We start from the raw sequence: 26,441 nt of genomic DNA, 5'->3' as shown, positions 1-26,441 counted from the left end.
GTAACTTTACCCTTGTCTAATTCTGAATTAGAGATTCTGAATGCTGAATTCAACAGCTAACCGATACCTTCTAATTCAGTGTTATCAATTCAGAATTCCCTGCCATGCCCGTCTTCTCGCACCTGCATTCCCACACCCAATACTCTCTTCTCGACGGCCAGGCCAGCATAGCCGCCCTCATGAAAAAGGCGCAGGCCGATGGCATGCCCGCGGTGGCTCTTACTGACCATGGCAACATGTTCGGGGCGTTCAACTTTGTGGCCGAAGCCAATAAGTACAACGTGAAGCCGATTGTGGGCTGCGAGTTTTACATGGTGGCCGACCGCCACAAGAAGGCCTTCAGCCGCGAGAAAGGCGAGCGAGACAAGCGTTACCACCAGCTGCTGCTAGCCAAAGACCAAGCCGGCTACCATAATCTGAGCAAGCTCTGCTCCATGAGCTTCATCGAGGGCGTATACTCCAAGTTTCCGCGTATCGACAAGGAAATTCTGCTCAAGTACCACGAAGGCCTGATTGCTACCTCGTGCTGCATTGGCGCCGAGATTCCGCAGGCTATTCTGTTCGAGAGTGAGGCCAAAGCCGAAGAGTTGCTGAAATGGTGGCTCGACGTGTTCGGAGACGATTACTACATCGAGATTCAGCGGCACGGGCTGATGAACTTTGATGGCACTGGCAAAAGCCAAGAAGACGTGAACCAGGTGCTGCTTGGTTTAGCCAAAAAGCACAATGTAAAAGTCATTTGCACCAACGACTCGCACTACGTCGACCAAACCGACTTTGCGCCGCACGACATTCTGCTCTGCGTGAATACTGGGGAAGAGCACAGCATCCCCGTTGGCGACTTCCAGACGCAGTATTTCCGCCTGATTTCGCAGGACAACAAGGTGCACTACGACCACCTCGACAACCTGCGCCCGCTCGCCAGCCAGGATGCCGTTATGCGTCGCCAGCTCCAGCGCATCGACGAGGAGGCACAAGGTCCGCGGCCCCGCTCCCGCTTCGGCTTTGCCAACGACCAGTTCTATTTCAAGAGCCAGGAGGAGATGAATGCGCTCTTCGCCGACGTGCCGCAAAGTGTGGATAACACCAACGAAATCGTTGATAAAATTACGCCGCCCAAGCTGCAGCGCGATATTCTGCTCCCCAACTTTCCCCTGCCGCCCGAGCACCCCACCGCCGATGCCTTCCTGCGTTACCTCACGTTCAAAGGCGCTTTCGAAGGGCCGAAATGCCGCTATTCCGACCGGACGCCCGAAATCGAGGAGCGCCTCGATTTTGAATTGCGCGTAATTGAAACAATGGGCTTTGCGGGCTACTTCCTTATCACGCAGGACTTCATCAACCACGGCCGCAACATTGGGGTGGCCGTAGGGCCGGGCCGGGGCTCGGCGGCGGGTTCGGCGGTGGCCTACTGCATTGGCATCACCAACATCGACCCGATCAAGTATTCACTGCTGTTCGAGCGTTTCCTGAATCCGGAGCGCGTGTCCATGCCCGATATTGATATCGACTTCGACGACGTGAACCGTCAGAAAGTCATTGATTACGTGGTGGATAAGTACGGTAAAACGCAGGTGGCCCAGATTATCACCTTCGGTACCATGGCCGCCAAGTCCAGCATCAAGGACGTGGCCCGGGCTATGGATTTGGCTTTGCCACTCGCCAACGACCTAGTGAAAATGGTGCCCGATCAGGTAGGTACCACGCTGGCCAAAGCCTTTGCCGAAAACCAGGAGCTCGACAGCATCCGGCGCGACGACGCGCCCGACAACTTACGCGGCCATATTCTACGTCTCGCCGAGAAGCTGGAAGGCTCAGTGCGCAACACGGGCATCCACGCGGCCGGCGTTATCATCGCCCCCGACGACATCACCAAGTACATCCCCGTTTCCACCTCCAAGGATTCGGACCTGCTCGTCACGCAGTTTGATGGCAAGGTGATTGAGAGTGCCGGGATGCTCAAGATGGACTTCCTGGGGCTGAAGACGCTCACCATCATCGTAGACGCCATCAACCTGATCGAGCAAAACCACGGCATCAAAATCGACATTGATGAGATTCCGATGGACGACCAGAAAACCTACGAGCTCTACCAGCGCGGCGACACCATCGGGACGTTCCAGTTTGAATCCGAGGGCATGCGCATGTACCTCAAGGACCTCAAGCCGACCAACATCGAGGACCTGATTGCCATGAACGCCTTGTACCGGCCCGGCCCGATGCAATTCATTCCGAACTTCATTAACCGCAAGCACGGCAAGGAGCCCGTAGAGTACCCGCACGAGTTGCTGGAACCCATTCTGAACTACTCGCAGGGCATTATGGTGTACCAGGAGCAGATTATGCAGGCCGCGCAGATTCTGGCCGGCTACTCGCTTGGCGGCGCCGACTTGCTGCGCCGGGCCATGGGTAAGAAGGACCTCAAAAAGATGGCGCAGGAGCGCGACAAGTTCACGGAAGGCGCCAAAAAGCTGCACAACATTCCCGCGAAGAAGGCAAACGAGGTGTTTGATGTGATGGAGAAGTTTGCGGCCTACGGCTTCAACCGCTCCCACTCCGCCGCCTATTCGGTGGTGGCCTACCAGACCGGCTACCTCAAGGCCAACTACCCTGCTGAGTACATGGCCGCGGTGCTCACCAACAACATGGGCGACATCAAGAAGGTGACGTTCTTCATCGAGGAAGCCCGCAAGCAAGGCGTGGCCGTACTCGGCCCCGACGTCAACGAATCCATCCTGAAGTTCAACGTGAACAAGCAGGGTCAGATTCGTTTCGGGATGGCGGCCGTGAAGGGTGCTGGCGAGGCGGCCGTAGAGGAAATCGTGCAGGAGCGCGCTAAAAAAGGCCCGTACGCCGATATCTTCGACTTTGCGCGCCGCGTGAACCTGCGGGCCGTGAACAAGAAAACGTTCGAGAGCATGGCTCAGGCCGGCGCCTTCGACTCGTTTGAGCGGTATCACCGCCGCCAGTACATCGAGGCCCTGAGCGGTGACCAGAACGTCATCGAGAAGGCCATGAAAGTGGGCCAGCAGCACCAGGCCGCCAAAGAATCGGCCCAGCAAAGCCTGTTCGGCGGCGGCGGCGACATGATGACTATTCCGATGCCCAAGATTCAGGACATGGAGTTGTGGAGCCCCACCGAAAAGCTGCGCCGCGAGAAAGAAGTGGTCGGTTTCTACCTGTCTGGCCACCCGCTCGACGACTTCAAGCTGGAAATCGACTCGTACTGCACCTGCGGACTCGACAAGATTGAGAACTACAAAAACCGCGACATTTCAGTGGCCGGCCTGATTTCCAACGTCCTGTTCAAGACCACCAAGACCGGCCACCCCTTCGTTAGCTTCAACGTGGAAGACTACGAGTCAAGCTTGAACTTAGCCTTGTTCCGCGACGACTACTCGAAGTTCTCACCCCTCATCAACCCCCGCAACTACGACAAAGAGCAGGTGCCGCCCATGTTCATCCGCGGCAAGTTCCAGCAGCGCTTCCGCGACTCCGACCAGTTCGAGTTCAAAATCATGACCATGGAGCCGCTCTTCCACGTGGCCGAAAAGCTCTCCAACGGCGTTCGGGTGCAGCTCGACCTGCGCACCATCACCGAGCCGTTCATGGACCGGTTCATGTTGGCCGTGGAAGAAAGCCAGGGCAGCAAGAAGCTGGAAATCAAGTTCGCCGAGCCCCACGAGCACCTCGCCGTCGACACCTACTCGCGCCGCTACCGCATCGAGCCGAAAGCCTTCATTGCCCGGATGCGGGAAATGGAAATCGACGCCTGCCAGCTGATTTAGATTGCATGCTATCCTGACTTAGTACTGATAACGCAGATATTACTACCAATAAGGGGTTGTAACTGCGTTATCAGTTTTTACACGTCTCCATTAATCCTCTGTTATGCGCTGTTACTTGTGTTTCATCTTTGGAGGACTACTGCTTTCAAGTGGCTGCGAGAATAAAGTGTGTGTTACCGAATCTAATTTGGTGGGGGCATGGCGCAGTATCAACACACATAAAGTGAGTGACCCACCTGATGATATCATTGTTTATAAACGCGGCAATCTTCTATTATTAACAACCTATTATGGCCATCACAGAGCAGAGCTTAATGAAACAGGTGATTCACTAACTCTTCGACAGGGTTGTATGGTTTACCTACTTCCTATCACTCTGCGAGTAGTTCCAGATAAAGGCCCAGACACGCTTTCAATATTAAAGCCGGGGTTTGGGAAGTTCACACGTATGGACTCTTCAACTTTCGTTGAAAATTATCTTGCCTATAAACGTCTCCTCACGAAGACCTACCACACAGAGAAGACAAAACAATAGCCATCAATCAAGAAAATAAACTTTCAAATTTTATTGAAAGTTTAAAATGATCTACTACATTTACGCCATGCAACTCGAAGAAGCCAAGCGTAAGTTCATTGAAGGCTGGGGCACCCTGGGCTCGGCCTGGGGTGTGAGCCGGACGATGGCGCAGGTGCACGCGTTATTGCTGGTGTCGGAAGGAGCATTGAGCACCGAAGACATTATGGAGCAGCTGCAGATTTCGAGGGGCAACGTGAACCTGAACGTGCGGGCCCTCATGGACTGGGGTTTGGTGCGCAAGGAACTGCGGCCCGGGGAGCGGCGGGAGTTTTTCTCAGGCGAAAAAGACATCCACAAAGTAGCTACCCTGATTATGAAGGAGCGGCGCCGCCGGGAGTTGGAGCCCATCATGCGTGTGCTCGGTGAAATCAAGCAGGTAGAGCCTTCGGCTACCGTTTCCGAGGCCGAAGCCAGGGCTTTTTCCGAAACCATTGGCAACATCCAGAACTTCGCCGAACTCGCCGACCGTACGGCCGCTACCATCATCAAGGCCGATGAGAACTGGTTTCTGAGCACGTTTATGAAGCTGATGCGCCCCTAGTTAGAGCCTTTGATATTTTTTTGTAAACATGTTTCAATATTTTTTGAAATTTCTATAAACACGCAACATAATTCACTTTTATGCTTTCGGCCCTTGGCTTTCTTGTCCGCCTTAAAGATTTTTTGATCATGCATAGCTTCCCTGAAAATCAGCCGAAAATTGTTATTGCCGGGGGCAACGGGTTTTTAGGACAACACCTGGCGGCCCACTTCCAGGAGCTAGGCTATCGGGTGGTTATTATTGGCCGGAGTGCCACTGGTCGCCCCAATCAGGTGCCATGGGATGCCCGCAATTTGGGCGCCTGGGCAGTTGAGCTAGAAGGCGCAGCAGCCTTGATTAATATGGCAGGCCGCACGGTGGACTGCCGCTATACCGCAGCAAATAAGCGTGAAATAGTAGCCAGCCGAGTAGATAGCACCCGGGTCCTGGGAGAAGCTGTTGCGGCTTGTGTGAATCCGCCGCGGGTGTGGCTGAACTCGTCAACGGCCACCATTTATGCCCACTCCGACGGGTGGCAGCGAGCCAACACCGAAACGGACGGGAAGATAGGCACTGGCTTCTCAGTGGATGTTGCCCAAGCCTGGGAAGCTGCTTTTTGGGCTCCTGCAACTCCCAACACCCGCCGGATCGCACTCCGTACCTCCATCGTACTGGCCGCTGATGGGGGCGCATTTCCGGTAATGACGAAACTGGCCAGACGCGGGCTTTGCACCCCACAAGGCAACGGCTACCAATGGATTAGCTGGCTCCACATCGAGGATTTCTGTCGTGCCATAGAGTTTTTAATCAATGAAACCGACCAGGCAGGCACCTTCAACGTCTGCGCGCCTACCCCACTTACCAACCGCGACTTCAATACCCTGCTGGCTCGGGAGCTGCGCCCGTTGCTCCGCCTTCCGCAGCCTACGTGGCTGCTAGAATTAGGCGCCTTCGTGCTGCGCACCGAAACCGAACTGATTCTGAAAAGCCGCAAAGTGGTGCCTCAGCGGCTGTTGAATCTCGGTTTCCGATTCCGCTACGCTACCTGTGAACGGGCGGTAGCCGACCTGCTGCAATTGGCATAGCAGCAACTCTTCTTACTTCGATTTAACGCGCTTATTTTCCTTTTTCTCACCTCTTCTTTCTTTAAATCATGAACTACCTTCTGCTGGTTTACGGAGTTTATTTGCCCGTCACGGTGTTGCTCACGGTATGGGTGGCGCGCACGTTATTCACAAACGGCCGGACTTTCCTGGTCGACATTTTTCATGGCAACGAGCCACTGGCCGACTCGGTAAACAAGCTTCTGCTGACGGGCTTCTACCTCATCAACATCGGCTACGCCACCCTTATGCTTCGCAGCGACCTTCCGGTTGAAAACTACCAGCAGACAGTGGAAACCTTGAGTGTCAAGCTTGGCACCATCATCTTAATCTTAGGCGGGATGCACTTCTTCAACCTCTACGTGTTCTATAAGCTCCGCAATCGGGCCAAAAACGAAGCTCGGGACTTGGAGTTCGTAGTTAACAAGCAGTAAATTTTTATAGGCCTCGATAAGTGGTTTAAGCGCAGCCACCTTTGTTTAAGGCCTTGTTGAATTCAGAATCAATAATCTGCCAACCTGTCCGAACTGAACTTTCCGGCCCGGGTCTTGTTGAACACCCAATCTGCTATCTTGCGGCCCGCTTGACCGTAAAAAGCGTACACATTTCAACCAACCCCCTACTGTTATGGGACACAAAGCCATCGAAATTACCGATGCTAACTTCGACGAAATCATCAACTCCGATAAGCCCGTGCTTGTGGACTTCTGGGCCGAATGGTGCGGCCCTTGCCGCATGGTAGGTCCGGTAGTAGAAGAGCTAGCCGGCGAATATGAAGGCAAGGTCGTGATTGGCAAAGTTGACGTGGATGCCAACCCGCAAACTTCCGCCAAATTCGGCATCCGCAGCATTCCGACGCTGCTGGTGTTCAAAAACGGCCAGATTGTAGACAAGCAGGTAGGTGCCGTACCAAAGCACGTGCTAGCTCAGAAGCTGGACGCCCAGGTAACGGCCTAAGCTAAATAGCCGTTGAGCTTATAATAAAGCCCGCCCTTTTCGAAAAGGACGGGCTTTTTGGCTTGCAGCTGAGCTAGGGTCGCTCATAAATCAACGGCCTCTCTGCCATTGCAGTAGACGCTATTTCGTAGCAGAAATTTATTGTGCTTTGCGCGTAGCAGTCTTGGAAATCGCTCATCAGAATTACCTAGTATAGCTCATCGGGATTGGCAGCGCGAGCCTCCGTGGGCGGTATTTGCGGCGGGCGCACTCCGCTTAGCAAAGAGAAGCCTGGCGCAAAGTTAATGGGCACAGTAAACGTCATAGCCGTAGGCACGTTGTACTCGCGGCCAGGCTGAAAAGCGGGCAAGCTGGCTACTACGCGCCGGGCCTCTTGGTCGGCTTCAGGCGCCAGCCCTCTTACTACCTCTACCTGTCCCACGCGGCCATCTTCACCCACCGTATAACGCACGTACACGGTGCCTGTAATGCCGTTGCGCCGTGTGTTTTTTGGATAGATGGTATTGCGAGCCACAAAATTTAGCAGAGCTTCCTCCCCACCTGGAAACTCCGGTAATTGCCGCTTGTGGAGTTTGCCTACGTAAGGGGAAGCATCTTCATTGAAGAACGCCAACGCCGGCCCCTTCTCTCGGCTTAGCAGCTCGATGGCGCTGAGCTGCCCGGTATCATAATAGTAGCGCCATTCGCCCGTGGGTTGCCCGCTGGTGTACGTGCCTTTCGAGCGCTTCTGCCCGTTGCGGTGCACACTGATCCAGGAACCTATACGCTGGCCTTGCGCATATTCGCCGCGTTGGCTTACTCGGCCATCTTCGTACCAAGCCACATAAATGCCATCGGCGTCATCGGCCCGGTAGTGTACCTGGGCGGCTTTGCTGCCGTTGGGATGATACCAAGTTAGTATGCCAGCGCGTACGGGTGGGTCGATAGAAGATAGGGTACCACGTAGTAGTAGCGCCCCAGTAAGTGAGTATTCGCGCATGGCGTAGGTCCCAAGCAACTCGTTCTTCTGATCGATCAATCGGTAATGGGTGGCACTATCCGGCACAGACTCCTCATCTCGCTCGTTTAAGTAAATAGCGGGCATACTTTGCGCCCATAAACTAGCCGGCAAAGCCAGTAGCAATCCACAAAACACAATAAGATAGGCTTTCATAAATGGATACGCTACGTGAGGGTTCTGGAAATATAGCACCCCGCCGGCAGTTGCCCAAGCGCTTCCACGATAGTTCAGAAAAATTCGGATAATAGTACTATACCTTTACTAATTCAGTTCTCCCGCTTCTGTTTCTACACACAAACGATCAAGAAAAAGCCGATTCCATTAAACGGAATTAACTTTCTCTAAATAGGACAGCTTTAGGAGGGCAGCAACTGAATCGGACGATTTAAAGTCTCTTCCAGAGAAATAAGTGTCTCGGTGCGCTCGATACCTTCTATGAGTTGCATCCGGTCGTGAAGCACATCGCGGAGGTGTTGGGTATCGCGGCACACGATGCGGGCGAAGATGCCGTAGGCACCAGTAGTGAAGTGGATGCTAACCACTTCCGGAATCTCGCGCAATTGCTCGGCCACGCTATTATACACCGAGCTTTTCAAGAGATAAATGCCTAGAAAAGCATTAACTCCGTAGCCTAGCTTTTGATAATCAATTTGTAGGGTTGCTCCTTTTACGATGCCTAACTCTTCTAGCCGCGCCATACGCACGTGCACTGTACCTCCTGAAACGTGCACTTTGCGCGCAATTTCGGTGTAAGGCATCTTGGCGTCCTGCATCAACAGATCAAGTATTTTGCGGTCGGTGTCGTCAAGTTCGTAATTCTTGGCCATCTTAAGGGAGCTTGATTATATATATTAAAATCAGAACGAGTGTTATCAAAAAGAATTGTAAATATTTAGGCAAATGTCTGCTAAATTTTTACAATTCAAATCAACTTACTACATTTGTCATAATCCGATGCAATCGGCAAAGGATTCTTTTTGTAGAATGATGAAACTGGCAGACATACCCTCCTCTCTCGGGGGTGGTGATTCGGGAAAAACTGGTCCGGCGGCCGGCTAACTGCACCGTGGAGGTTCGAATCCTTCTTCTACAGCAACAAGAAGTACAGCAATGAGGGAAACCGGGGCGTATCTGGGTGGGTGCGTTCCTTTTTCGGGAGGCGGCATCTGGGTGGGTGCCGCCTTTTTGTTTGTATACATTTATGGTGGAGAAAAGAATTGCCTGCTTCACAGACGCCCCACTTTTGAATTGGCTGCAAAGAAACAGAATTCCTGCGGCAGAGACTACGTTAAATTTCAAAGAAGGAGCAGCTTTGTGATAAAAATCGCAAAGCTGCTCCTTCTTTGTTAAGTCCACATGGCAAGGCTTACCGGCTTACTTTGGCAGCCTTTATTCTACTGCCAGCAATTATAGATTAAACGAAAGCAAGTCATTAGAACAAGTGGTGAAAAACACCATTTTACAGACGAGCCCGACCATTTGCTACCGAGTTGCTACAGGTTGCCCCTGCTGCCGGTAAGTAGCCAGACCAGCATCCAAAAACTTCAGAAATGCCTCGGCGTTTGGTTCGTAGGCTATGGGAGTTGCCAGGGTGTGCTGCAGGTCGGCGGGGGCATTAGGGTCCAGCAGAACATAGAAAGGTTGGGCATTGACATTGAAACCCGTCAATTGGAGGTCGGCATTCTTCTTTCCGAGCGTAGATTTAATTTTGCCGTCGTGTTTGGAAGTGTAGTGCTCGGCTGTAGGCAGATCGGCCTTATCGTCGACGTAGAGTGCAACAACTACATAATCTTCACGCAACCGTTTCAGTACTTGCGGATTACTCCACACCGTAGCCTCCATTTTACGACAGTTCACGCAGGCGTGGCCCGTAAAATCAATGAAGATCGGCTTGTTTTGAGCTCGGGCACAACGTTTGGCTTGCTCTAAGTCGAAATAGCCAGGCAAGCCGTGGGGCAACTCCAGAAACTCGCCATACCGCGGTGTTTCGCACAAGGCATTGGGCACTGATGCCGTCGAGCTGGCAGGAAGGCTAGCAGCGGCCAGCGTGAAGTCGCGGCTGGTTTGAGGGGGCAAATAGCCAGCCAGCAAGGGCAAGGGCGCCCCGAACAGACCAGGTATCAGATACGTCATAAAGCTGAAGGCCAACACAGCCATCAATAGCCGGCCCACGCTCAAATGCGGCAAATCTGAATCGTGCGAGAGTTTGAAGCGACCTAGCAAGTAGAAGCCTAACAACCCTGAAAGCGCAATCCAGAGCACCAAGTAAATGTCGCGCGGGAGCAGGTTCCAATGATAAGCCAGATCGGCCATGCTCAGAAACTTGAGCGCCAGCATCAATTCTACAAAGCCGAGTACCACCTTCACCGTATTCAGCCACCCACCCGAACGAGGCAAACTTTTCAGCCAGGCCGGAAATATAGCAAACAGCGTGAATGGCAAAGCAAAGGCCAGAGAGAAGCCCAGCATCCCGATGATAGGCGTAAGACGTTGCCCCTGAGCCGCCATGGTCAGGATAGTAGCCACAATGGGACCAGTGCACGAAAACGATACCACGACCAATGTGAGGGCCATAAAAAACACCCCTCCCCAGCCGCCTTTGTCGGCCTGCGCATCAATTTTGTTGACCATGCCATGAGGCAGCGTAATCTCAAACAAACCGAGAAAAGACAACCCAAAGGCAACAAATACGGTGAAGAAAATCAGATTGGGTAACCAGTGAGTGCTAATCAAATTTAGTCCATCGGCCCCCAGCAGCACCGTAACCAACAGCCCCACCACCACATAAATAAAAACGATGGATAGCCCGTACACAGTGGCTTTGAGAATCCCGCGCGACCGACTGTCGGAACCGCTCGTGAAAAACGACACGGTCATGGGAATCAGGGGGAACACGCACGGCGTAATAAGAGCCCCCAGACCAAAAAGAAATGCCCCGAAAGCGAAGGCTAACAAGCTTTCCTTACCTGACCCAGCTTCATCTGATCCAGCTAAGGCCGCTGCGGGTGCCATAGTGGCTTGTTCTGGCGTTGTGGCAGAACCTGACGCAGCAGCAGTAGGCGCAGGCGTACTGGCAGTTGCAGAAGCTGTGGTAGCACTATCGCCGGCGGGAGAAACTACGGCGGTAGCAGGTGCGCCGGGCGCTGCAACTGCCCCGGTGGGCGAACTGGCTTTAGGCGTTTTGCCGGGGGTTGCGGCCGGAATTGCGGTACCCGTCACGGTTAAAGGACCAAACTTCAGCGTTTCGTCGCCGGGAATGCAGCGCCCATCAATATCAGTGCAGGTTTGATACTCCACGGCAGCCTGCACCGTGAGCGGACCGGGCTGCAACACCCGGATGCGCTGCTTTATTTGGCCGGTCTTTTCGAAGTACGTGATGTCACCTTTAAAAACATCATCAAACTTTTTTTTCGAATTGATGGATTTTGGCTTGCCCACTAACTCGTAGGCGGGGCTTTTGGTGAAGCTAAACGTGAAGGTGGTCGGCCCCAGGTCGGGGTCAAAGTCAGTGGCGTAGAGGTGCCATTTGTCGTCGATGCTGGCATTGACAATAAGGTCCACTTCCTCACCCACCTTGGCTGTAGGCTGGCTGAGCGCGGTGGAAAGCTTGGTAGGCGTTAGCACCTGCGCGGCAGCTCCCAGGGCTGTGAGTAGCACCAGAAGCAAAGAGACAAATACAGTTTTAGTGCGAAGCATCAGGTAGGGGAAAGCAACAAAAAAGATTCTACTACAAAGGTCGGTACAAAAGGAACACTTGTACTGCTTAAGCGGTTTCCTTTGATTTCCGAGCCAAGATAGACCCCGTGACTTAGTTCTCGATCGAACTATGCCGAACTGCTTGGCGCGAATCCCGTACTTTTGTAATTACATAGGAAGCCAGGCCGGTTGAGTCATGCTTCCGCATCTATGGCTTTAAATATATTTTTCACCATTCTGCTGGTGTTGCTGAATGGGTTTTTTGTGGCAGCGGAGTTTGCCTTTGTAAAGGTTCGCCTCTCGCAAATAGAAATAAAGGCGCAGGGTGGCAACCGCATAGCGCGGCTCGTGCAGAGCATGTTGCATGACCTGAACTATTATTTGTCGGCTACGCAGCTAGGTATCACGGTAGCATCGCTGCTACTTGGTTGGGTTGGAGAGAAGGTAGTAGTTGAGCTTGTGTTGGCCATTGTGCATGGTTTGGGCTATGATATGGCCCAATCCGGAGCACACGGCATTGCCGTTTTCACGTCCTTCACGCTCATCACCACCATGCACATCGTGCTGGGTGAACAGGCCCCGAAGGTTCTGGCTATTCAAAAGCCCGAAAGCACTGCTATGGCCATAGCTATACCACTGCGAGGCTTTGCCTTCATTACGTTCCCCTTCATTTGGATGCTCGATCGGCTTTCCAACTTGGTGCTGCGCATGTTTGGGGTAGGCTCGGCACATGAAGCCGAAGTGCACACGTCCGAAGAACTTCGTTTGTTGCTCGATCAGAGCAAGCAAAGCGGCGAAATTCAGGAGTCGGAGCACGAGCTACTGGAAAACGTGTTCGAGTTCAACGACCGGATGGTAAAGCAGATCATGGTGCCCCGCACCAAGCTCTCGGCCATCGACGTGAACACGCCGCAAGACGGCATCCTGGAAACGGTATACAACGAAGGTTTTTCGCGGATTCCGGTTTACGAGGGTAACATCGACAACATTGTGGGGGTGCTCTACGTGAAGGATCTGCTGCAAATTATTCGGCGTAGTGAGCCCATAGTGTTGGCTAAGATTATGCGGCCGGCCTATTTCGTCCCCGAAACCAAGAAAATCAACCGGCTGCTGCGCCAGTTTCAGCGCAAGCATACCCACATGGCCATTGTGAGCGATGAGTTTGGCGGCGTCTCGGGCATTGTCACCATCGAAGACATCATGGAGGAACTGGTGGGCGAAATTCAGGACGAGTACGACAACGAGGTGCCGGTGGTGGAGAAGGTTTCGGAAACCGAATACCGTGTCAATACCTCCACCGCCATTTCCGATGCCAACGAATACCTGCCCCATCCTCTACCCGAAGGCGACGACTATGAAACTGTCGGTGGCTTACTCAACGTCATCTACGGTAACATTCCTGAAGTAGGCGATGTAGCCGTGCTTGACAACTACGAGTTTCGAGTGTTGAAACGCTCCGGCCGCTCCGTCGAACTTGTGCAACTCCGGGTAACGACTTCCGCTGAGCGCCGGGAGGTGGAAAGCAGCGAAACCTTAGATTTGTAAAGGTCTTTTCTAGAATAGCCCAACAACAAAAAAGCCGTCGGTATCGACGGCTTTTTTGTTGTTGGGCTATTACGGCCTGTCTTATTGATGCAGCTAGAATGCGAACTAGCGCTGCTAGTACTGCCACGCCTACAATAATCCACACCGTTTTACCATTTGATTTACGCTTTACAGTTGGCCGACGGGTAGACGGCTCGCTGCTAACACGCTGCGCGTGCGTTTCAAGTCGCAGGCTAGTACTCTGTACTAACTCAACTGAATTTGCACTGGCCGAATGAATAGGGGCAGCTGGTAGCGCCAAAATAGTGGCAGTCCTAGCTGGTGCGATCATCGGAACGGCTACCGCTGGAGCGGCTGAGGCTTCTAATACTAGGGGCTCGGCTACAGTCGGTACCGGTTGGGAATGGTAGCTAGTGGTGCTACTTATTGGAGTATAAACGCCGCGTTGGCAAGAACCTAAAGTTGCGGCAACCAGCAAGCCTTTTGCTAAGAATGAGTACTGTTTTTTCACAGAGAATAATAGGTTAAAATGAGAGAATACCGTTAATAACTCGTACGGTCAGTATACAATATTACGAAGGCAATTCCGCCTAATAAAGAACCTAAAGCTATTTTTATTTGGATTGTAGCCAGCTGGCATACAATACATAGTTGTTCGCCGTACGCTTCAGGTTGGCGTGCTGCTCCTCGGTAACGGGCTTGATGCGGCGGGCCGGAATGCCGGCGTAGAGGTAACCAGCTTCACACTGCGTATTTTCCAGGACCACAGCCCCGGCTGCAATGATGCAGCCCGTACCTACCACAGCGTGGTCCATGACAATAGCGCCCATGCCAATCAGCACCTCGTCTTCGATGGTGCAACCGTGGACGATAGCCCTGTGGCCGATACTAACCCGTGAACCAATCGTGAGAGGCGCTTTCTGGTAGGTGCAATGCAACACGGCACCGTCCTGGATATTGGTTTGGTCGCCGATGCGGATGCGGTGCACGTCGCCACGAATAACAGCAGTAAACCATACCGTGCAGTCTTGGCCTAACACAACATCACCAATGATGGTAGCATTGTCGGCTACATAACAGTTAGGGCCGAGCAGGGGAGAAATACCATGAACGGGAAGAATGAGAGCGGGCATAAGGCAGTAAGGTTGTGAATTAGTGGACTGGGCGTGCTGACCGGGCAATTGATGCAAGCAAAACAGTAAACGCAAAATTGGCGTCACCCAACTTGTGGTTATCGATTAGCGCTAGCTGATAGTTATACGTTTCGTATGAATCTGCTATTTTATATATTACGTGCTGACTACCTGCTAACATCAATAAAGCTTCGCTCCATTTCATGGCACAGCCGCTATTCCCCGCCGATCAAGAAACCCGCCAATGGGCCATGTTCCTGCACCTATCGCTACTGGCAGGGTTGCTGGTGCCAGGCGCGGGCTTTGTTCTGCCCATTGTACTGTGGCAACTTAAAAAGAATGAGCTACCCGGCATCGATGCCCACGGCAAAGTGGTGGCCAACTGGATAGTCAGCGCCCTGATTTACGGCGTAATCTCCGGTATGCTCGTGTTTGTGTTGGTGGGCCTGCCGCTACTCGGCGTTTTGGGGCTGCTAACCCTGATTTTCCCAATAATCGGAGCTATCAAAGCCAACGAAGGCGAACTGTGGGTCTATCCGCTTTCCATTCGCGTCTTTCCGTAGAAGCGCTGAGTTTCTGTCGTCTGCTTTACAAGTGCTTCCAATCAACTCAGACATTCGTCATATACCCCCGGTAGCCCGTACGCAGTGGCAACAATGAGCGGAAGGTTACTGTTGATCCGGCTTCTTATGTATTCCCAAACTGCTTCTTTAAAACACTTTCACCGCGTTAGCATGCGCTTCCAAGTGCCTTTGTTGATGTTGTATTTGAGCGTACTAGGCAATGCCTGCCAGAAGTACTTGCTGGTCTCGACGGCGAAGCTGGGCTGCATGTAGCAATTAATAGTGCAGCCTTCGCATTGCGGCAAGCGGCCTTCTAATGCCGCTAAGCTTTGCACGGCGGGCGAATGGTAAAGGTTCAGTAAGTTGCCTTCAATCGGGAATTTCTGTTCGCCTAGGTGGTAACAGGGCAATACCAGCTCATTGGAAGGCGAAATTACCAGCGTGGTGCTGGCAGCGCGGCACACAGGGGCGTTTATGTGATTGCCCCCGTCGCGGCGCAATTGTATAAACGCTTCGTTGAGATACACGCCCTTGCGGCGCCCAAAAGCTGATAGATAATTCAACTCTTCGCTGCTGAGCTGCTCGCCGGTAGCAACGCTGTTGTATTCAAAGGCTGGATTTAAAATCAATACCAACTGGTTGGGCTGCGCGATGTCGCGGTACACGGCCTCCAGATCGGCTAGGTTTTCGCGAAAAACCGTGAACAGAATGTCGGGCCGCTCGCCTAGCTCCCGCGCTACCCGGATGCTTTCCAGCACGAAATCGTAGCAGGCCACCCCGCGCCCCCGGTCATGCACTTCTTTCTCGGAAGCATCGAGCGAGAAATGCAGCATGTCCACCTTACCGCGCAGCTTCTCTGCGTACTTGGGATACAGCAGGCAATTCGTGGTAAGCGTGGTGATGAAACCCATATCGTGAGCTAATCCCACAAACTCGTGAATCTGGCGGTGCAACAGCGGCTCACCTCCCGTGAAATCCACCACCGACACGCCTAGCCGCTTCAGGTCTTGCAGGTTGCGCTCCACATCGGCAAGTTGGATGTAAGGCGAAGGCTTCTCCCAGATGTCGCAAAACGAGCACCGCGCATTGCATCGATATGTGACGTAGTAGTTGCACAGAACCGGATGACGAACGAGGCGCATTTTTAAGCTGTTGGCTTTAAGCTGCAAGCTACAAGCTTTTGATAAGTCTATTCCGGGTTTAGCTCTCAGCCAACGCACCAAATGGCAAACTATAAGCTTGTAGCTTACTGCCTGCAACTCTTAATGCGGTAATGTTCCCCAAGCCTTGTCCCACTTTTTGGGCGTGGCAGCCAGGGCTTCGGGGGTAGCCGGGCCGTAGTGCTCCAGGTAATAATTGCAGAAGTGCTTTAGTGGGCACTTCGCGCAATCGGGCTTGGCGAAAAGGCAGATGCGCTGTCCGTGCCAGTAATTATGCTTGTGGAAGTTCAGTAGCACCAGCGGATCCTTCGGCAGTTGCTCCAGCAATACTTGGTGGGCTTTGTCGGCCGATGCTTTCGGCCCGATCATGCCCACGCGCTGCGCTATGCGGTGTACGTGCGTATCAACGGGCAGCACGGGCTTGTGAAAGTTGAAGAGCAATACCAAAGAGGCAGTTTTCAAGCCGATACCGGGCATGTCGGTTAGCCACTGCATGCCTTGCTCTACCGGCCACTCGGTCAGAAAGTCGAGGTGAAACTCCCCTCCTGTCTGCGCTTGAATGCGGCGCAGCACTTCCTGGATGCGGGGAGCTTGGGTGTCGGGCCAACGGGTGGTCCGGATGGCATGGGCCAGGTCGGCGGTAGGTGCTGCCAGCACCCCGGCCCAGTCGCCGAAAGCTTCGAGCATTCGGTCATAAGCCAGTTCCTCGTCGGCGTGGGTGGTGCGGTGCGAAAGAATAGTGGAAATCAGTTCGCGCATGGGCGTGCGGCGCGGCTGGTCCAGCGTCAATGGGTCGAAGAAGGTGTTCAGGATCAGATGATTTTCCCAGGTCTTTTCGGCGGGTGGCGAAGCGTAATTCATTTAACGGTTATCATTTAACAGTCAACAATCTGCAAGTGCTACTTAACAGTACGGCCCCGCCACCAAGTAGGTAGCGGGGCCGCAGTGTTTAGAGTAGCTGACGATTAACTGTTACATGATAACCGTTAATTGTCAACTAATTAAATGGTGCCTTTTTCGGCAGCCTTCTTCAGCTTGTCGTTAGCGAAGATGGCAACTTCTACACGACGGTTGGCAACGCGGCCAGCTTCCGTAGTGTTGTCGGCAATAGGCTGCTTCGAGCCGTAGCCCGTTACCGTGAAGCGCGAAGCATCAACACCTTGCTGCTGCGTGTAATTAGCTACAGCCTGTGCCCGACGCTGCGAGAGCGGGTCGTTGATGGCATCGGTGCCGGTGTTGTCGGTGTGGCCTTCCACGATAACGTTGGTGTCGCCGTACTTAATAAGAGTCTGGGCCAGTTCCTTGATGTTTTCCTGAGCAGCCGAGGTTAGAGCAGCCGAGTTCTTAGCGAACAGCAAGCCCGAGTCGAAGGTGATTTTGATGCCTTCGCCTACACGCTCCACTTTAGCGCCAGCCATCTCTTTTTTCAGCTCAGCAGCCTGCTTGTCCATCCGACGGCCAATCAGGGCACCACCGGCACCACCTACAGCGGCGCCAATGATAGCGCCTTTCGCCGTACTGTTTTTGCCGCCAATTACGCGGCCTAGTACACCACCGGCAGCAGCGCCGCCCAAACCACCAATGATACCACCCTTAGCAGTTTTGCTCCAAGGCTTCTTGGTGGTAGTGGTTTCGGTGGTGGTTTGTGCTTGCAGCGTGCTGGTACCTACCAGCAGCATAGCGAGCAACAAAAGGAAAAAGGAACGAAAGTTTTTCATGATGAAAAAAGTTAAGGAGTTTTGGATTTAGGAAATGGGACAAAAATGAAGAGAGTTAAATCGGCCCGAAGATAATAACGTAAAATGAATCAACTGGGCGATGGAAATAGCTTTGCAACCACCTTGCCAAAAATTTAGATAAGTGACAAAAAGCATTAAAACCCCTTAAAAAGCACGTAAATCCTTGTTTTCCAAACTTGAAATCACTCATGAAAAACGTCTTGTTAGTTGTTTTGCTAGTTGAATTTCTTTCCCAAAAAATTCAGTGTAATAAACTAAAAATGGATGAGTATTAAATTTTTCCGACATAGTGCTATTTAAATCTTGGAGCAAAGACAATTGAAATATTTCTATTGGATTCTCAATTAAATATAGCGGCGCCTCTAATTACTTGATGCACAAACCAGGCTATAGAATAGCTATTAGCACCTGCCCGGGAGGTGGGCTCATGAATTGACTGAGGGCTTCGCAGCCTCACTATTTCATTGAACTAGAGTCCTACTAAGGCCATTTCACCCTGCCACAACGGCGTATTATCAGCAACTAAAAAGGCCGCACTAAGAGTGCGGCCTTTTTACTCCAGAACTATAAGGAGAGAGTTACAGTGTGCCTTTCTCGGCAGCCTTCTTCATTTTCTCGTTGGCATAGATGGCAATTTCTACGCGACGGTTGGCTTGCTTGCCGGCTTCGGTTGTGTTGTCAGCAATGGGCTGCGACGAGCCATAGCCTTGCGTGGTGATGCGCGAAGCATCTACGCCCTGCTGCTGCGTGTAATCAGCTACGGCTTGGGCCCGACGCTGCGAGAGGGGGTTGTTGATGGCATCAGAACCGCTGTTGTCGGTGTGGCCTTCCACAAGAACGTTGGTGTCGGGGTACTTCTGAAGAACGGTAGCCATTTTCTGGATTTCCGACTGCGAAGCAGGGCGCAGGGTTGAGCTGTTGGTATCGAAGAGGATGCCGGAGTCGAAGGTAATTTTGATGCCTTCGCCTACCCGCTCCACTCGGGCGTTCTGCATATCACGCTGCAATTCTTCGGCTTGCTTGTCCATCTTGCGACCGATCAGAGCACCGCCCGAACCACCTACCGCAGCACCAATGATAGCGCCAGCGGCCGTGCCATTTTTGCCCCCGATTACGCGGCCTAATACGCCGCCCACTACGGCACCGCCACCAGCGCCGAACAGACCGCCTTTAGCCGTTTTGCTCATGCCCGTCTTGCGAGGGCCAGTGCCGTTGCCGGTTGGAGCATCGGGAATGTTGGGGTTGCGAGTGGTAGCGCACGAGCCAAGAAGCAGCGTCAGCGCCATAAATAAAGACAAAAGTGATTTAGGAGTTTTCATCGAAGTGAACTTGGTGGAATGGTAAGAGGGTGTGAGTAGAGTATTGAGCGTGCTTACTGTACTTGCTGGAAAAATGTTTGTAAAAGCGGAGACTTGCTTTAAGGTGAATGAAGCTTATACCAGCCCTAAAAAAGCAAACCTGCCTGATGCACTCCATTGCGCGTCAGGCAGGTCTTTCCAAGAAGCGTGCCGGCTTTTTATACCTGCTGCGCCGATTTAGTACTTGGCTTGACTGCTACCTCAGTTGAACGCAACATAGTGAGCAGATTAGTGAGCCGCGCCTTCAACTCTTTGCGGTCGACAATAAAATCGAGGAAGCCGTGTTCCAGCACGAATTCGGCGCTTTGGAAGCCTTTGGGCAAGTCTTTTCCGATGGTTTCCTTGATAACCCGCGGGCCGGCAAAACCAATAAGAGCGCCCGGCTCGGCAATATTGAAATCACCGAGCATGGCAAACGACGCCGTAACGCCGCCAGTAGTGGGGTCGGTGAGCAAGGAAATATAGGGCAGGCCGGCTTCGGACAGCAACGCCAGTTTGGCCGAAGTTTTGGCCATCTGCATCAGCGAGAAGCCGGCTTCCATCATGCGGGCCCCGCCGGAGCGTGAAATCATGAGGAACGGCAAACGATGCTGGCGGGCATAATCGATGGCGCGGGCAATCTTCTCGCCTACTACGGAGCCCATAGAGCCCCCAATAAAGCGGAAATCCATGGCGGCTACCACCAGTTCCAGACCGTTGAGCTGGCCGTGGCCGGTGCGCACGGCGTCGGTGAGGCCGGTTACTTTTTCGGTGGCCGTCAGGCGCTGCGGATACGCCTTGGTGTCCACGAAATGCAGGGGGTCAGCGGAGTGCATATCGGCGTCCAGTTCGGTGAACAGGCCGCCATCGAAAAGCAGCTCGAAATATTCGGCCGCATCAATCCGCTCGTGGTGGTTACAATTGCCGCAGGTATAGAGCAGGCGCTTGTGCTCGGCCATAGTAGCCACCGTTTTGCACTCGGGACACTTGTGCCACAAGCCGTCCGGCGTCTCCTTCTTCTCTTCCGTTGGCGTGACGATACCTTTCTCTACGCGCTTAAACCAAGACATTTTTGGTGTTGAGTATGGGTACTGAGTGGTAAGACAATTATTGGGCCCCGAGCACTGCACTTGGCAAATGCCGGGTTCAGGGGGCAAAGATGCAGGAACTAATTAGTAGTACCTCACTCCTTACTACCGGATACTTTCCACTGTTACGTGTGGGGCAACATAAGGGCATCATCCAGCTACGCCTCCTAGTTACGCACTCGGGCTTTGGCAGGGCCCGAGCGGCGGCCTCAAGGTTGGCGGTGGCAGGCACAAGGAATAAGAAGAATACGGCCGCGGCAAAACAAGATCAAATATAACCTGAAACCCGGTTGATTGTCGGGCTACGTTGCGACATCAGCCAGCCGCTGAGTACCTTGCCGCCGGAAAATTTCCTTGTTGTACGCCACCTATCAAACTTCGATTTTCACCTCAGTCTTTTCTGTGAAAAATTCTTCTACTACTCTACTAGCCTTGGCGCTAACCACTGCCTTCCTCCTACCAAGCTGCGTGCCCTCCAAGCGCTACGACGACCTGAAGGCGCGCCAGGCTTCCACTGAACAAGGCAAAGCCGAGGCCGAGCGCCAACAGCGCCAAGCCGTAACCGAGCTTAAAAAGACCACCGATGAACTCAACCAGATGCGCCTCGACAACAAGCGCCTCACCGACGACTCCACCCAAACCGGCAACGCCCTGCGCCGCACCCGCCAGCTCTACACTCAGCTCACCGACAGCTACGACAAGCTGCTCAAAAACAGCGACCGGGCCTTGGCCGACAAATCAACGGACTACAACAAAGTGGCCCAGGACTTAGCCCGCCGCGAAGCCGAACTCGGTGAGTTGGATACTTCCCTGAAGAAAAACCGCGCCGCCATCGACAAGCTGAACGCCGACTTGCAAACGCGCGAAGCCCGCCTGGCTGAGCTGGAAAAGGCCCTGGCTGAAAAAGACAAAGCCGTGAACGGCCTGCGGGCCAGCGTGGCCAACGCCCTGCGCGGCTTCCAGGGCACCGACTTGCAGGTGAAGATGAAGGACGGCAAAGTATACGTTTCGCTCTCCGAGCAGCTTCTCTTCAAAACCGGCTCTACCAAGGTTGACCCCAAAGGCCAGGAGGCCCTCAAGCAACTAGCCGTGGCCCTCAAAGCGCAGCCCGATGTAAACGTAGTAGTAGAAGGCCACACCGACAACGTACCCTTCAGCCGCCCCACCGCCGCCATGCAAGACAACTGGGACCTAAGCGTGCTGCGCGCCACCGAAATTGCCCGCCTGCTCACCACGGGCGGTATTCCGGCGGCCCGCGTCACGGCTTCGGGCCGCTCACAGTACGTGCCGGTAGCCGCCAACGACACGCCCGCCAACAAGGCGCTGAACCGCCGCACCGAAATCATTCTGACGCCCAAGCTCAACGAACTGCTCAAGATTCTGGACAGCAACTCCACGACGCCAGCAGCCGAAAAATAAATCGGGTGCCGGTTCAGCACATATATTTTTATTATATGAAATTCACGGCCAACCTTTTACGGTTGGCCGTGGTCATTTAGGTGTGAAGTCGTAGTTCTGCCACTCTATATCCTACTCAAGCTTATGCGTACCTCTTTACTCTTCCGTTCACTACTTGCCGTAATCCTTTGGCTAGGAACCTGGCTACCTGCTGATGCTACGCACGTTCTAGGGGGCGAGCTGTCATACACCTACATCAACGGATCTGCTTCGCAGTATCAAGTCCTGGCTCGAATCTACACCCGCGACCCAAATATCGGTGTACCGAGCCAACCTACAATTCAACTTATCTGTGCGCTCAATGGCTGCTCCGCCACGGGTCCGGGCAGTATGTCGATGCAGCTTAACCGGGTTAGGCCGTCTTCCCGGCGTTTAGGTTGTGCCGGTACCCAGCTTTACCTGATCGGCGAATATGAAACTGTTGTCACGTTGCCGCCGGGTCAATGGACGCTTAGTACGCTACTAGAAAACCGCTCGTTTAATAATAATCTTGTAGGCTCATCAAGCAATTCCATCTATCTGAGCGCTTTCTTAGATAATTCTAACGGTCCGAATAACTCTTCCCCTCGATTTAACTCCTTCATCTTACCTCAGCCTTTATCGGCTGGACAGCCTTATCGGTATAGCTTCAGCGCTTTCGAGCCCGATGGAGATTCACTGGTATACCGTGCTGTGCAACCCATGGCAGCTCCCCAAGCTACTAGCGGGCAAACATGTGGGTTTCCCATTGCTTATTCTACGTATCAGAGCGGCCAATTTCAAGATCCTGGCAATGGCCAATTGGTAGCTTACCCGGCCGGACAGTTCAGTGCTAGTTTTCCAATCTTGTCGTTTCAGGCGGTTAATAGTGTGGCCGTACCGCAATATGCTTTGAATGCTACAAATGGAGAGCTGCTTACTGCGCCAGTTGGGCAGGTAGGAGACTATTCAGTAGCGGTGCGAATAGATGAGTATCGCCGCCTCAATGGCACCTGGACCCTGATTGGGCAGGTAACTCGTGACATTCCATACGTAGTGCTCAACCCCGGCACCAACCGCAATCCTACCATCAGCAGCCTGCAAGTGACCGGTGCCGCGGCCGCTCAGCCCGTAGAACAAGCCGTGGTTGTGCGGCCCGGTCAATCGGTATCCTTAACACTCACGGCCACCGACCCAGATGCAGGCCAGGCTTTACAGTTGAGCAGTGATGTAGCAGCGGTTGTTCCGGGTGCCTCCTTTCAAGTGCAGGGCCCCAACCAAGGAGTTCTTACTTGGCAAGTACCTGCTACTCTCCCGCTCGGCCGCTACACAGTAGCCGTAACGGTAGCCGATGACAATTGCCCACTAAACGGGTTCGAGGTACGCACCATCACCTTCCTGGTATCCAATCGAATTTTGGCCACGCACGGCGGCCGTCCGCAGGTGCTCTCAGCTTACCCTCTACCCTTCCACGACCGGGTGCAGTTCAAGCTTCCCACGGCTGCAGCCCAAACCGTAACCATTACCGACAATTTGGGCCGCTTAGTTGCGACGCTCAAAAGCCACCCCGATGGCAGCGTAGAATGGCTGCCCGGCACTGCTGTAGCGGCGGGCACCTATTTTGCCCGGCCTGTTAGTGGTGGCTATGTCTGCCGTTTGATTCGTCAGTAAGCAAATAGCCTTTCCTTATAAGGCTCGTCACCTGTTTTGCAAAGTAAAAAGGCCGACTCCCACGTGGGAGTCGGCCTTTTTGCTTTGCAAAACAGCTAGCCTCTATTTGGTAGTAGGCAAAGTCAGGCTCAGGCGGGCGAAGTAGAAGCCGCCGTTGTAGCCGAACTGGTTGGGATTATAGAGAGTCCGGCCGCGGTTGGTGTTGTCGAGGGTGGAGTTGTAGCTCAGCAGCGGATCGACCGAGAAGTTGGTGGCGTTGTTGCGGGGGTTGATTTTGTACTTGTCGGGGTACACGTTGAAGATGTTGTTGGCTCCGAAAGTCAGCCCGATTTCCTTGAGCAGCTGCACACTCACCGTCAGGTCGGTCACCCACTTGGCCCGGAAGGTCTGGTCGATGGACGAGTACAGGAAGTTGGGGTTGCCGGCGGGGCTGCCGAGGCGGGCGTCCCGGTATTCCACCTTCCCAAACTGCACTGTGCGCACTTCCACCCCGAAAATACCCACGGCGTAGTTGGCGGTAAGGTTGATTTTGCTGCGGGGCTGCGCCGTTTCGAGGCGGCCACGCTGCTGCCGGTCGAACAGGGCGGTTTGCAACGAAGGCGTGTTGTTGATGGTACTCGAGCTGGTGTTCAACCCGGTTACCTTAGTTTGGTTGAAATTGGCTGCCACCGTCAGGCCCAGTGTGCCAGTAGCGCCCAGAGGAAACCGCTGGTTGGCTACTATGTCGATACCACGAGTGCGGGTATCAACGGCGTTGGCGAAAAACTGCACGCTGTTCACGGCCCGGGCGCCCAAAATGGCGTTGATGGGGCTGGCCGACGGATCGGGGCTATTGGGGCTGTCGGTGCGCGCAAACTGGGTACTCAGCACAATTCTGTCCTGAATATTGATCTGGTAGGCATCAACGGTTAGCGTGGCCGTGCCCGGCAGCCGGGCCGTGAGACCGAGCCCAAAGTGGTGGACTTTTCCTGCTTAAGCTTCTCGATACCGAAGCCCGGCTGCGCGCTCGTAAACTCGTTGCGCACAATGGGGTCGTCGTTGTTAACGGTCAGAATTTGGCGAGGTTCGCCGTTCACAAACTGCGTGCTGGTATTAGTGAAATAGCGCTGCTGCAACGAAGGCGCCCGGAAGCCGTTGCCCACCGTGCCCCGTACCGCCAGCTCTTCCAGAATGCTGTAGCGAGCCGAGAGCTTACCGCTGATGTTGGAGCCAAAGTCGCTGTAGCGCTCGGCGCGACCGGCCGCGCCAATCAGCAGCTTCTCGGTCACGTCGCTTTCCAGGTCGAGGTACCCAGCCACGTTGCTGCGTGAACGGTCCAGCTCGTCGGAGGGCTGATAGCCTGGAAAAACTTGCGCCCCGGCTGCGGCCGGCGTACCAGTCGAAGTTGGAGTGACATTCACGCGGCGACCGCCACTGATATAGGAGCCTGGGTCGCCAGCGCCAATCTGGTAGTTGTCGTGGCGATACTCGCCGCCGAAAGCTACGTTGAGCGTACTTAGCGCCGCCACATCCGTGAAGTGACGCGAGAAGTTCAGGTTGGTGGTGTTCTGCCGGAAAGCAATGGTGCCCGCATAGAAATCCGTAGGCGAGTAGCCCACCAACGAAGCATTGAGCGTGTTGCTGATATCGAAGCGGATGGCGTTGCGGCCGAAGGTGTTGCTTAGATCCACATCGAAACCAGCAGCCCTGGCACGCAGGCCAGCAATAATTGATTGGTCGTCGATGCGGGTGTTGATGAAGGGCAAAAAGCCGTTCGGGTACAGGTTCAGATCGATCTGCGTGACCTGGTTGGGCAGGCGGTAGAAGCCGGCAGCCTTGCCGGTCCGGTGCGTGGCGCCCGCCGTGATATACGCTTCCAGCCCAATGGCCGGCAGCAGCTTGTAGCCCGCATTCAGGAAGCCTCCAATGTTGCGCGACTCCGATTGGCCCACGCGCAGATTTCGCCGGTCATAGCCGTTCTGCGCTACCAGCAAATCATCCTGCGCCTTCAGTGCCCGACGCTCCTCCTCGGTGTCGGCGGCGGTACCACCGGGGTAGTTGCCGCTGTTGCCGCCCAAGTAAATAAGCGGGGCCGTATCGACGCCCGAGCGGTTGGTGTAGCCCCGGTTGCTGAACTGCCCGCTCAAGTCTACGAAACCACGGCCAGCCAAGCCTATGCCCACGTTGGCGTCGGCCTGGTAGAGGCGGCCGTCGCCCTCGTAGGTTTCGCCTACGGTGCTGGTAGCCTGAATGCCAGTGGTGTCGTCTTTGAGTTGAATGTTGATGACGCCCGCAATAGCATCGGAGCCGTACTGAGCCGCCGCGCCATCGCGCAGCACTTCAATACGCTTGATGGAAGCATTGGGAATAACGTTTAAGTCGGTGCCGACCGAGCCGCGGCCCACCGTGCCGTTGATGTTGACAAGGGCCGAGCTGTGCCGGCGCTTCCCATTCACGAGCACCAGCACCTGATCAGGCCCGAGGCCCCGCAACGACGCCGGATCGACGTGGTCGGTACCATCGGAAATAGACTGCCGCGACGATTGAAACGAGGGCGCAACGTACGTCATAATCTGGGAGACGTCGGTTTGGGCGAAGGCCTTGATTTCGCGCGCCGAAATAACATCGACCGGCGAGGTAGTGAGAATGTTGGAGCGGCCTTCGGTGGCGCGCGAACCGGTTACCACCACTTCGTTTAGGTCGGTGGCGGCATCGGCGAGGCGCACGTCGATGCTGGTGCGGCCGTTTACGGGTACTTGCTGACTGGCCGAGCCCACGGCGGAAAACACCAAGGTAGCCGTACCGGGCACTTCAATACGGTAGCGGCCTTCGCCGTCGGTGGAGGTGCCATTGGTGGTGCCTTGTTGCAGCACCGTCACGCCGGGTTGGGCGCCGCCCGATCCGGTCACGCGACCGGAAACGGTGATGTTCTGGGCAATGCCGGGCAGGAACACCAACAGGAAAAACCCTAGAAACAGGAATAGCTTTTTACGCATACGAACGGTAGTAAGGATTAAAGAAAAGGATCGGAAATGCAGGTGAAAGACCTCCTCAAGCCGCTTGGTTCAACATCATCTCACTTCTCGGAGCTTAGGATTTTGTCTAAAGTAACCACAGAATCTTAATACCGCTAAATCTAACGCCTTCAATTCATCAGCTAACCAGCTTC

20 protein-coding genes are annotated in these 26,441 nt (G+C 53.9%); 9 read left to right on the top strand and 11 right to left on the bottom strand.

Annotated features, from left to right (window positions below; translation table 11 throughout):
- The first annotated feature begins 104 nt into the window (after positions 1-104).
- From dnaE to trxA, 5 genes are all read left to right on the top strand, one after another.
- Entirely contained in the window at positions 105-3,788 is a 3,684-nt protein-coding gene (gene dnaE, locus VF639_RS02560) for a DNA polymerase III subunit alpha (protein ID WP_331144314.1), read from the top strand.
- A gap of 602 nt (positions 3,789-4,390) precedes the next feature.
- Entirely contained in the window at positions 4,391-4,906 is a 516-nt protein-coding gene (locus tag VF639_RS02555; RefSeq protein WP_331144313.1) for a GbsR/MarR family transcriptional regulator, read from the top strand.
- Positions 4,907-5,034: 128 nt separating this feature from the next.
- Positions 5,035-5,970, top strand: coding sequence for a TIGR01777 family oxidoreductase (locus tag VF639_RS02550; protein ID WP_331144312.1), 936 nt, complete (start codon positions 5,035-5,037; stop codon positions 5,968-5,970).
- Positions 5,971-6,038: 68 nt separating this feature from the next.
- Positions 6,039-6,422, top strand: coding sequence for a hypothetical protein (locus tag VF639_RS02545; RefSeq protein ID WP_331144311.1), 384 nt, complete (start codon positions 6,039-6,041; stop codon positions 6,420-6,422).
- Positions 6,423-6,615: 193 nt separating this feature from the next.
- Positions 6,616-6,945, top strand: coding sequence for a thioredoxin (gene trxA, locus VF639_RS02540; protein WP_331144310.1), 330 nt, complete (start codon positions 6,616-6,618; stop codon positions 6,943-6,945).
- A gap of 187 nt (positions 6,946-7,132) precedes the next feature.
- Here trxA and VF639_RS02535 read toward each other — a convergent pair whose 3' ends face one another.
- From VF639_RS02535 to VF639_RS02525, 3 genes are all read right to left on the bottom strand, one after another.
- The gene (locus tag VF639_RS02535; RefSeq protein WP_331144309.1) at positions 7,133-8,098 is read right to left on the bottom strand and encodes a TonB family protein; all 966 of its coding nucleotides are present in this window, start codon (positions 8,096-8,098) and stop codon (positions 7,133-7,135) included.
- Positions 8,099-8,301: 203 nt separating this feature from the next.
- Positions 8,302-8,772 (bottom strand): Lrp/AsnC ligand binding domain-containing protein, encoded by a 471-nt coding sequence (locus tag VF639_RS02530; RefSeq protein WP_331144308.1) that lies wholly within the window; start codon positions 8,770-8,772, stop codon positions 8,302-8,304.
- 655 nt (positions 8,773-9,427) lie between these two features.
- Positions 9,428-11,641 carry a protein-disulfide reductase DsbD family protein gene (locus VF639_RS02525; protein ID WP_331144307.1) on the bottom strand — a complete coding sequence of 738 codons (2,214 nt, stop codon included), beginning with the start codon at positions 11,639-11,641 and terminating at the stop codon, positions 9,428-9,430.
- A 210-nt stretch (positions 11,642-11,851) separates the two neighbouring features.
- Here VF639_RS02525 and VF639_RS02520 point away from each other — a divergent pair, with 210 nt between their 5' ends.
- Positions 11,852-13,186: a hemolysin family protein gene (locus VF639_RS02520; protein WP_331144306.1), complete on the top strand. Its 1,335-nt coding sequence runs from the start codon at positions 11,852-11,854 to the stop codon at positions 13,184-13,186.
- Between the two features lie 614 nt (positions 13,187-13,800).
- Here VF639_RS02520 and VF639_RS02515 read toward each other — a convergent pair.
- Complete coding sequence (locus VF639_RS02515; protein WP_331144305.1) at positions 13,801-14,319, bottom strand: gamma carbonic anhydrase family protein; 519 nt, start codon at positions 14,317-14,319, stop codon at positions 13,801-13,803.
- Positions 14,320-14,522: 203 nt separating this feature from the next.
- Here VF639_RS02515 and VF639_RS02510 point away from each other — a divergent pair, with 203 nt between their 5' ends.
- Entirely contained in the window at positions 14,523-14,882 is a 360-nt protein-coding gene (locus VF639_RS02510) for a DUF4870 domain-containing protein (RefSeq protein ID WP_331144304.1), read from the top strand.
- A gap of 158 nt (positions 14,883-15,040) precedes the next feature.
- On the opposite strand, the gene VF639_RS02505 is transcribed toward VF639_RS02510, so the two are convergent.
- The 5 genes from VF639_RS02505 to accD all read right to left on the bottom strand — a co-directional run bounded on the left by VF639_RS02505 (position 15,041) and on the right by accD (position 20,188).
- The gene (locus VF639_RS02505; RefSeq protein ID WP_331144303.1) at positions 15,041-16,024 is read right to left on the bottom strand and encodes a radical SAM protein; all 984 of its coding nucleotides are present in this window, start codon (positions 16,022-16,024) and stop codon (positions 15,041-15,043) included.
- A 120-nt stretch (positions 16,025-16,144) separates the two neighbouring features.
- A complete protein-coding gene (locus tag VF639_RS02500; protein ID WP_331144302.1) occupies positions 16,145-16,903 on the bottom strand; it encodes an endonuclease III domain-containing protein in 759 nt (252 codons plus the stop codon).
- 140 nt (positions 16,904-17,043) lie between these two features.
- On the bottom strand, positions 17,044-17,721 hold the full coding sequence (locus tag VF639_RS02495; RefSeq protein WP_473964819.1) for a YiaD family glycine zipper/OmpA-like lipoprotein: 678 nt from the start codon (positions 17,719-17,721) through the stop codon (positions 17,044-17,046).
- A gap of 638 nt (positions 17,722-18,359) precedes the next feature.
- Positions 18,360-19,100, bottom strand: coding sequence for a YiaD family glycine zipper/OmpA-like lipoprotein (locus VF639_RS02490; RefSeq protein WP_331144300.1), 741 nt, complete (start codon positions 19,098-19,100; stop codon positions 18,360-18,362).
- Positions 19,101-19,297: 197 nt separating this feature from the next.
- Positions 19,298-20,188, bottom strand: coding sequence for an acetyl-CoA carboxylase, carboxyltransferase subunit beta (accD, locus tag VF639_RS02485; RefSeq protein ID WP_331144299.1), 891 nt, complete (start codon positions 20,186-20,188; stop codon positions 19,298-19,300).
- 420 nt (positions 20,189-20,608) lie between these two features.
- Between accD and VF639_RS02480 the strand changes: the two genes are divergently transcribed.
- Positions 20,609-21,625, top strand: a complete 1,017-nt coding sequence (locus VF639_RS02480; protein ID WP_331144298.1) for an OmpA family protein — start codon at positions 20,609-20,611, stop codon at positions 21,623-21,625.
- Positions 21,626-22,345: 720 nt separating this feature from the next.
- Positions 22,346-23,293: a hypothetical protein gene (locus VF639_RS02475; protein WP_331144297.1), complete on the top strand. Its 948-nt coding sequence runs from the start codon at positions 22,346-22,348 to the stop codon at positions 23,291-23,293.
- A gap of 102 nt (positions 23,294-23,395) precedes the next feature.
- Here VF639_RS02475 and VF639_RS02470 read toward each other — a convergent pair whose 3' ends face one another.
- Positions 23,396-24,163 (bottom strand): porin family protein, encoded by a 768-nt coding sequence (locus tag VF639_RS02470; protein ID WP_331144296.1) that lies wholly within the window; start codon positions 24,161-24,163, stop codon positions 23,396-23,398.
- Positions 24,164-24,201: 38 nt separating this feature from the next.
- Entirely contained in the window at positions 24,202-26,268 is a 2,067-nt protein-coding gene (locus tag VF639_RS02465) for a TonB-dependent receptor (protein ID WP_331144295.1), read from the bottom strand.
- Positions 26,269-26,441: the final 173 nt, after the last annotated feature.

The organism is Hymenobacter sp. (genome assembly GCF_036387835.1).
Classification (GTDB): domain Bacteria; phylum Bacteroidota; class Bacteroidia; order Cytophagales; family Hymenobacteraceae; genus Hymenobacter.
Note: the sequence above shows the minus strand (reverse complement) of the source record. Positions and strands in the feature narration are given on the sequence as shown.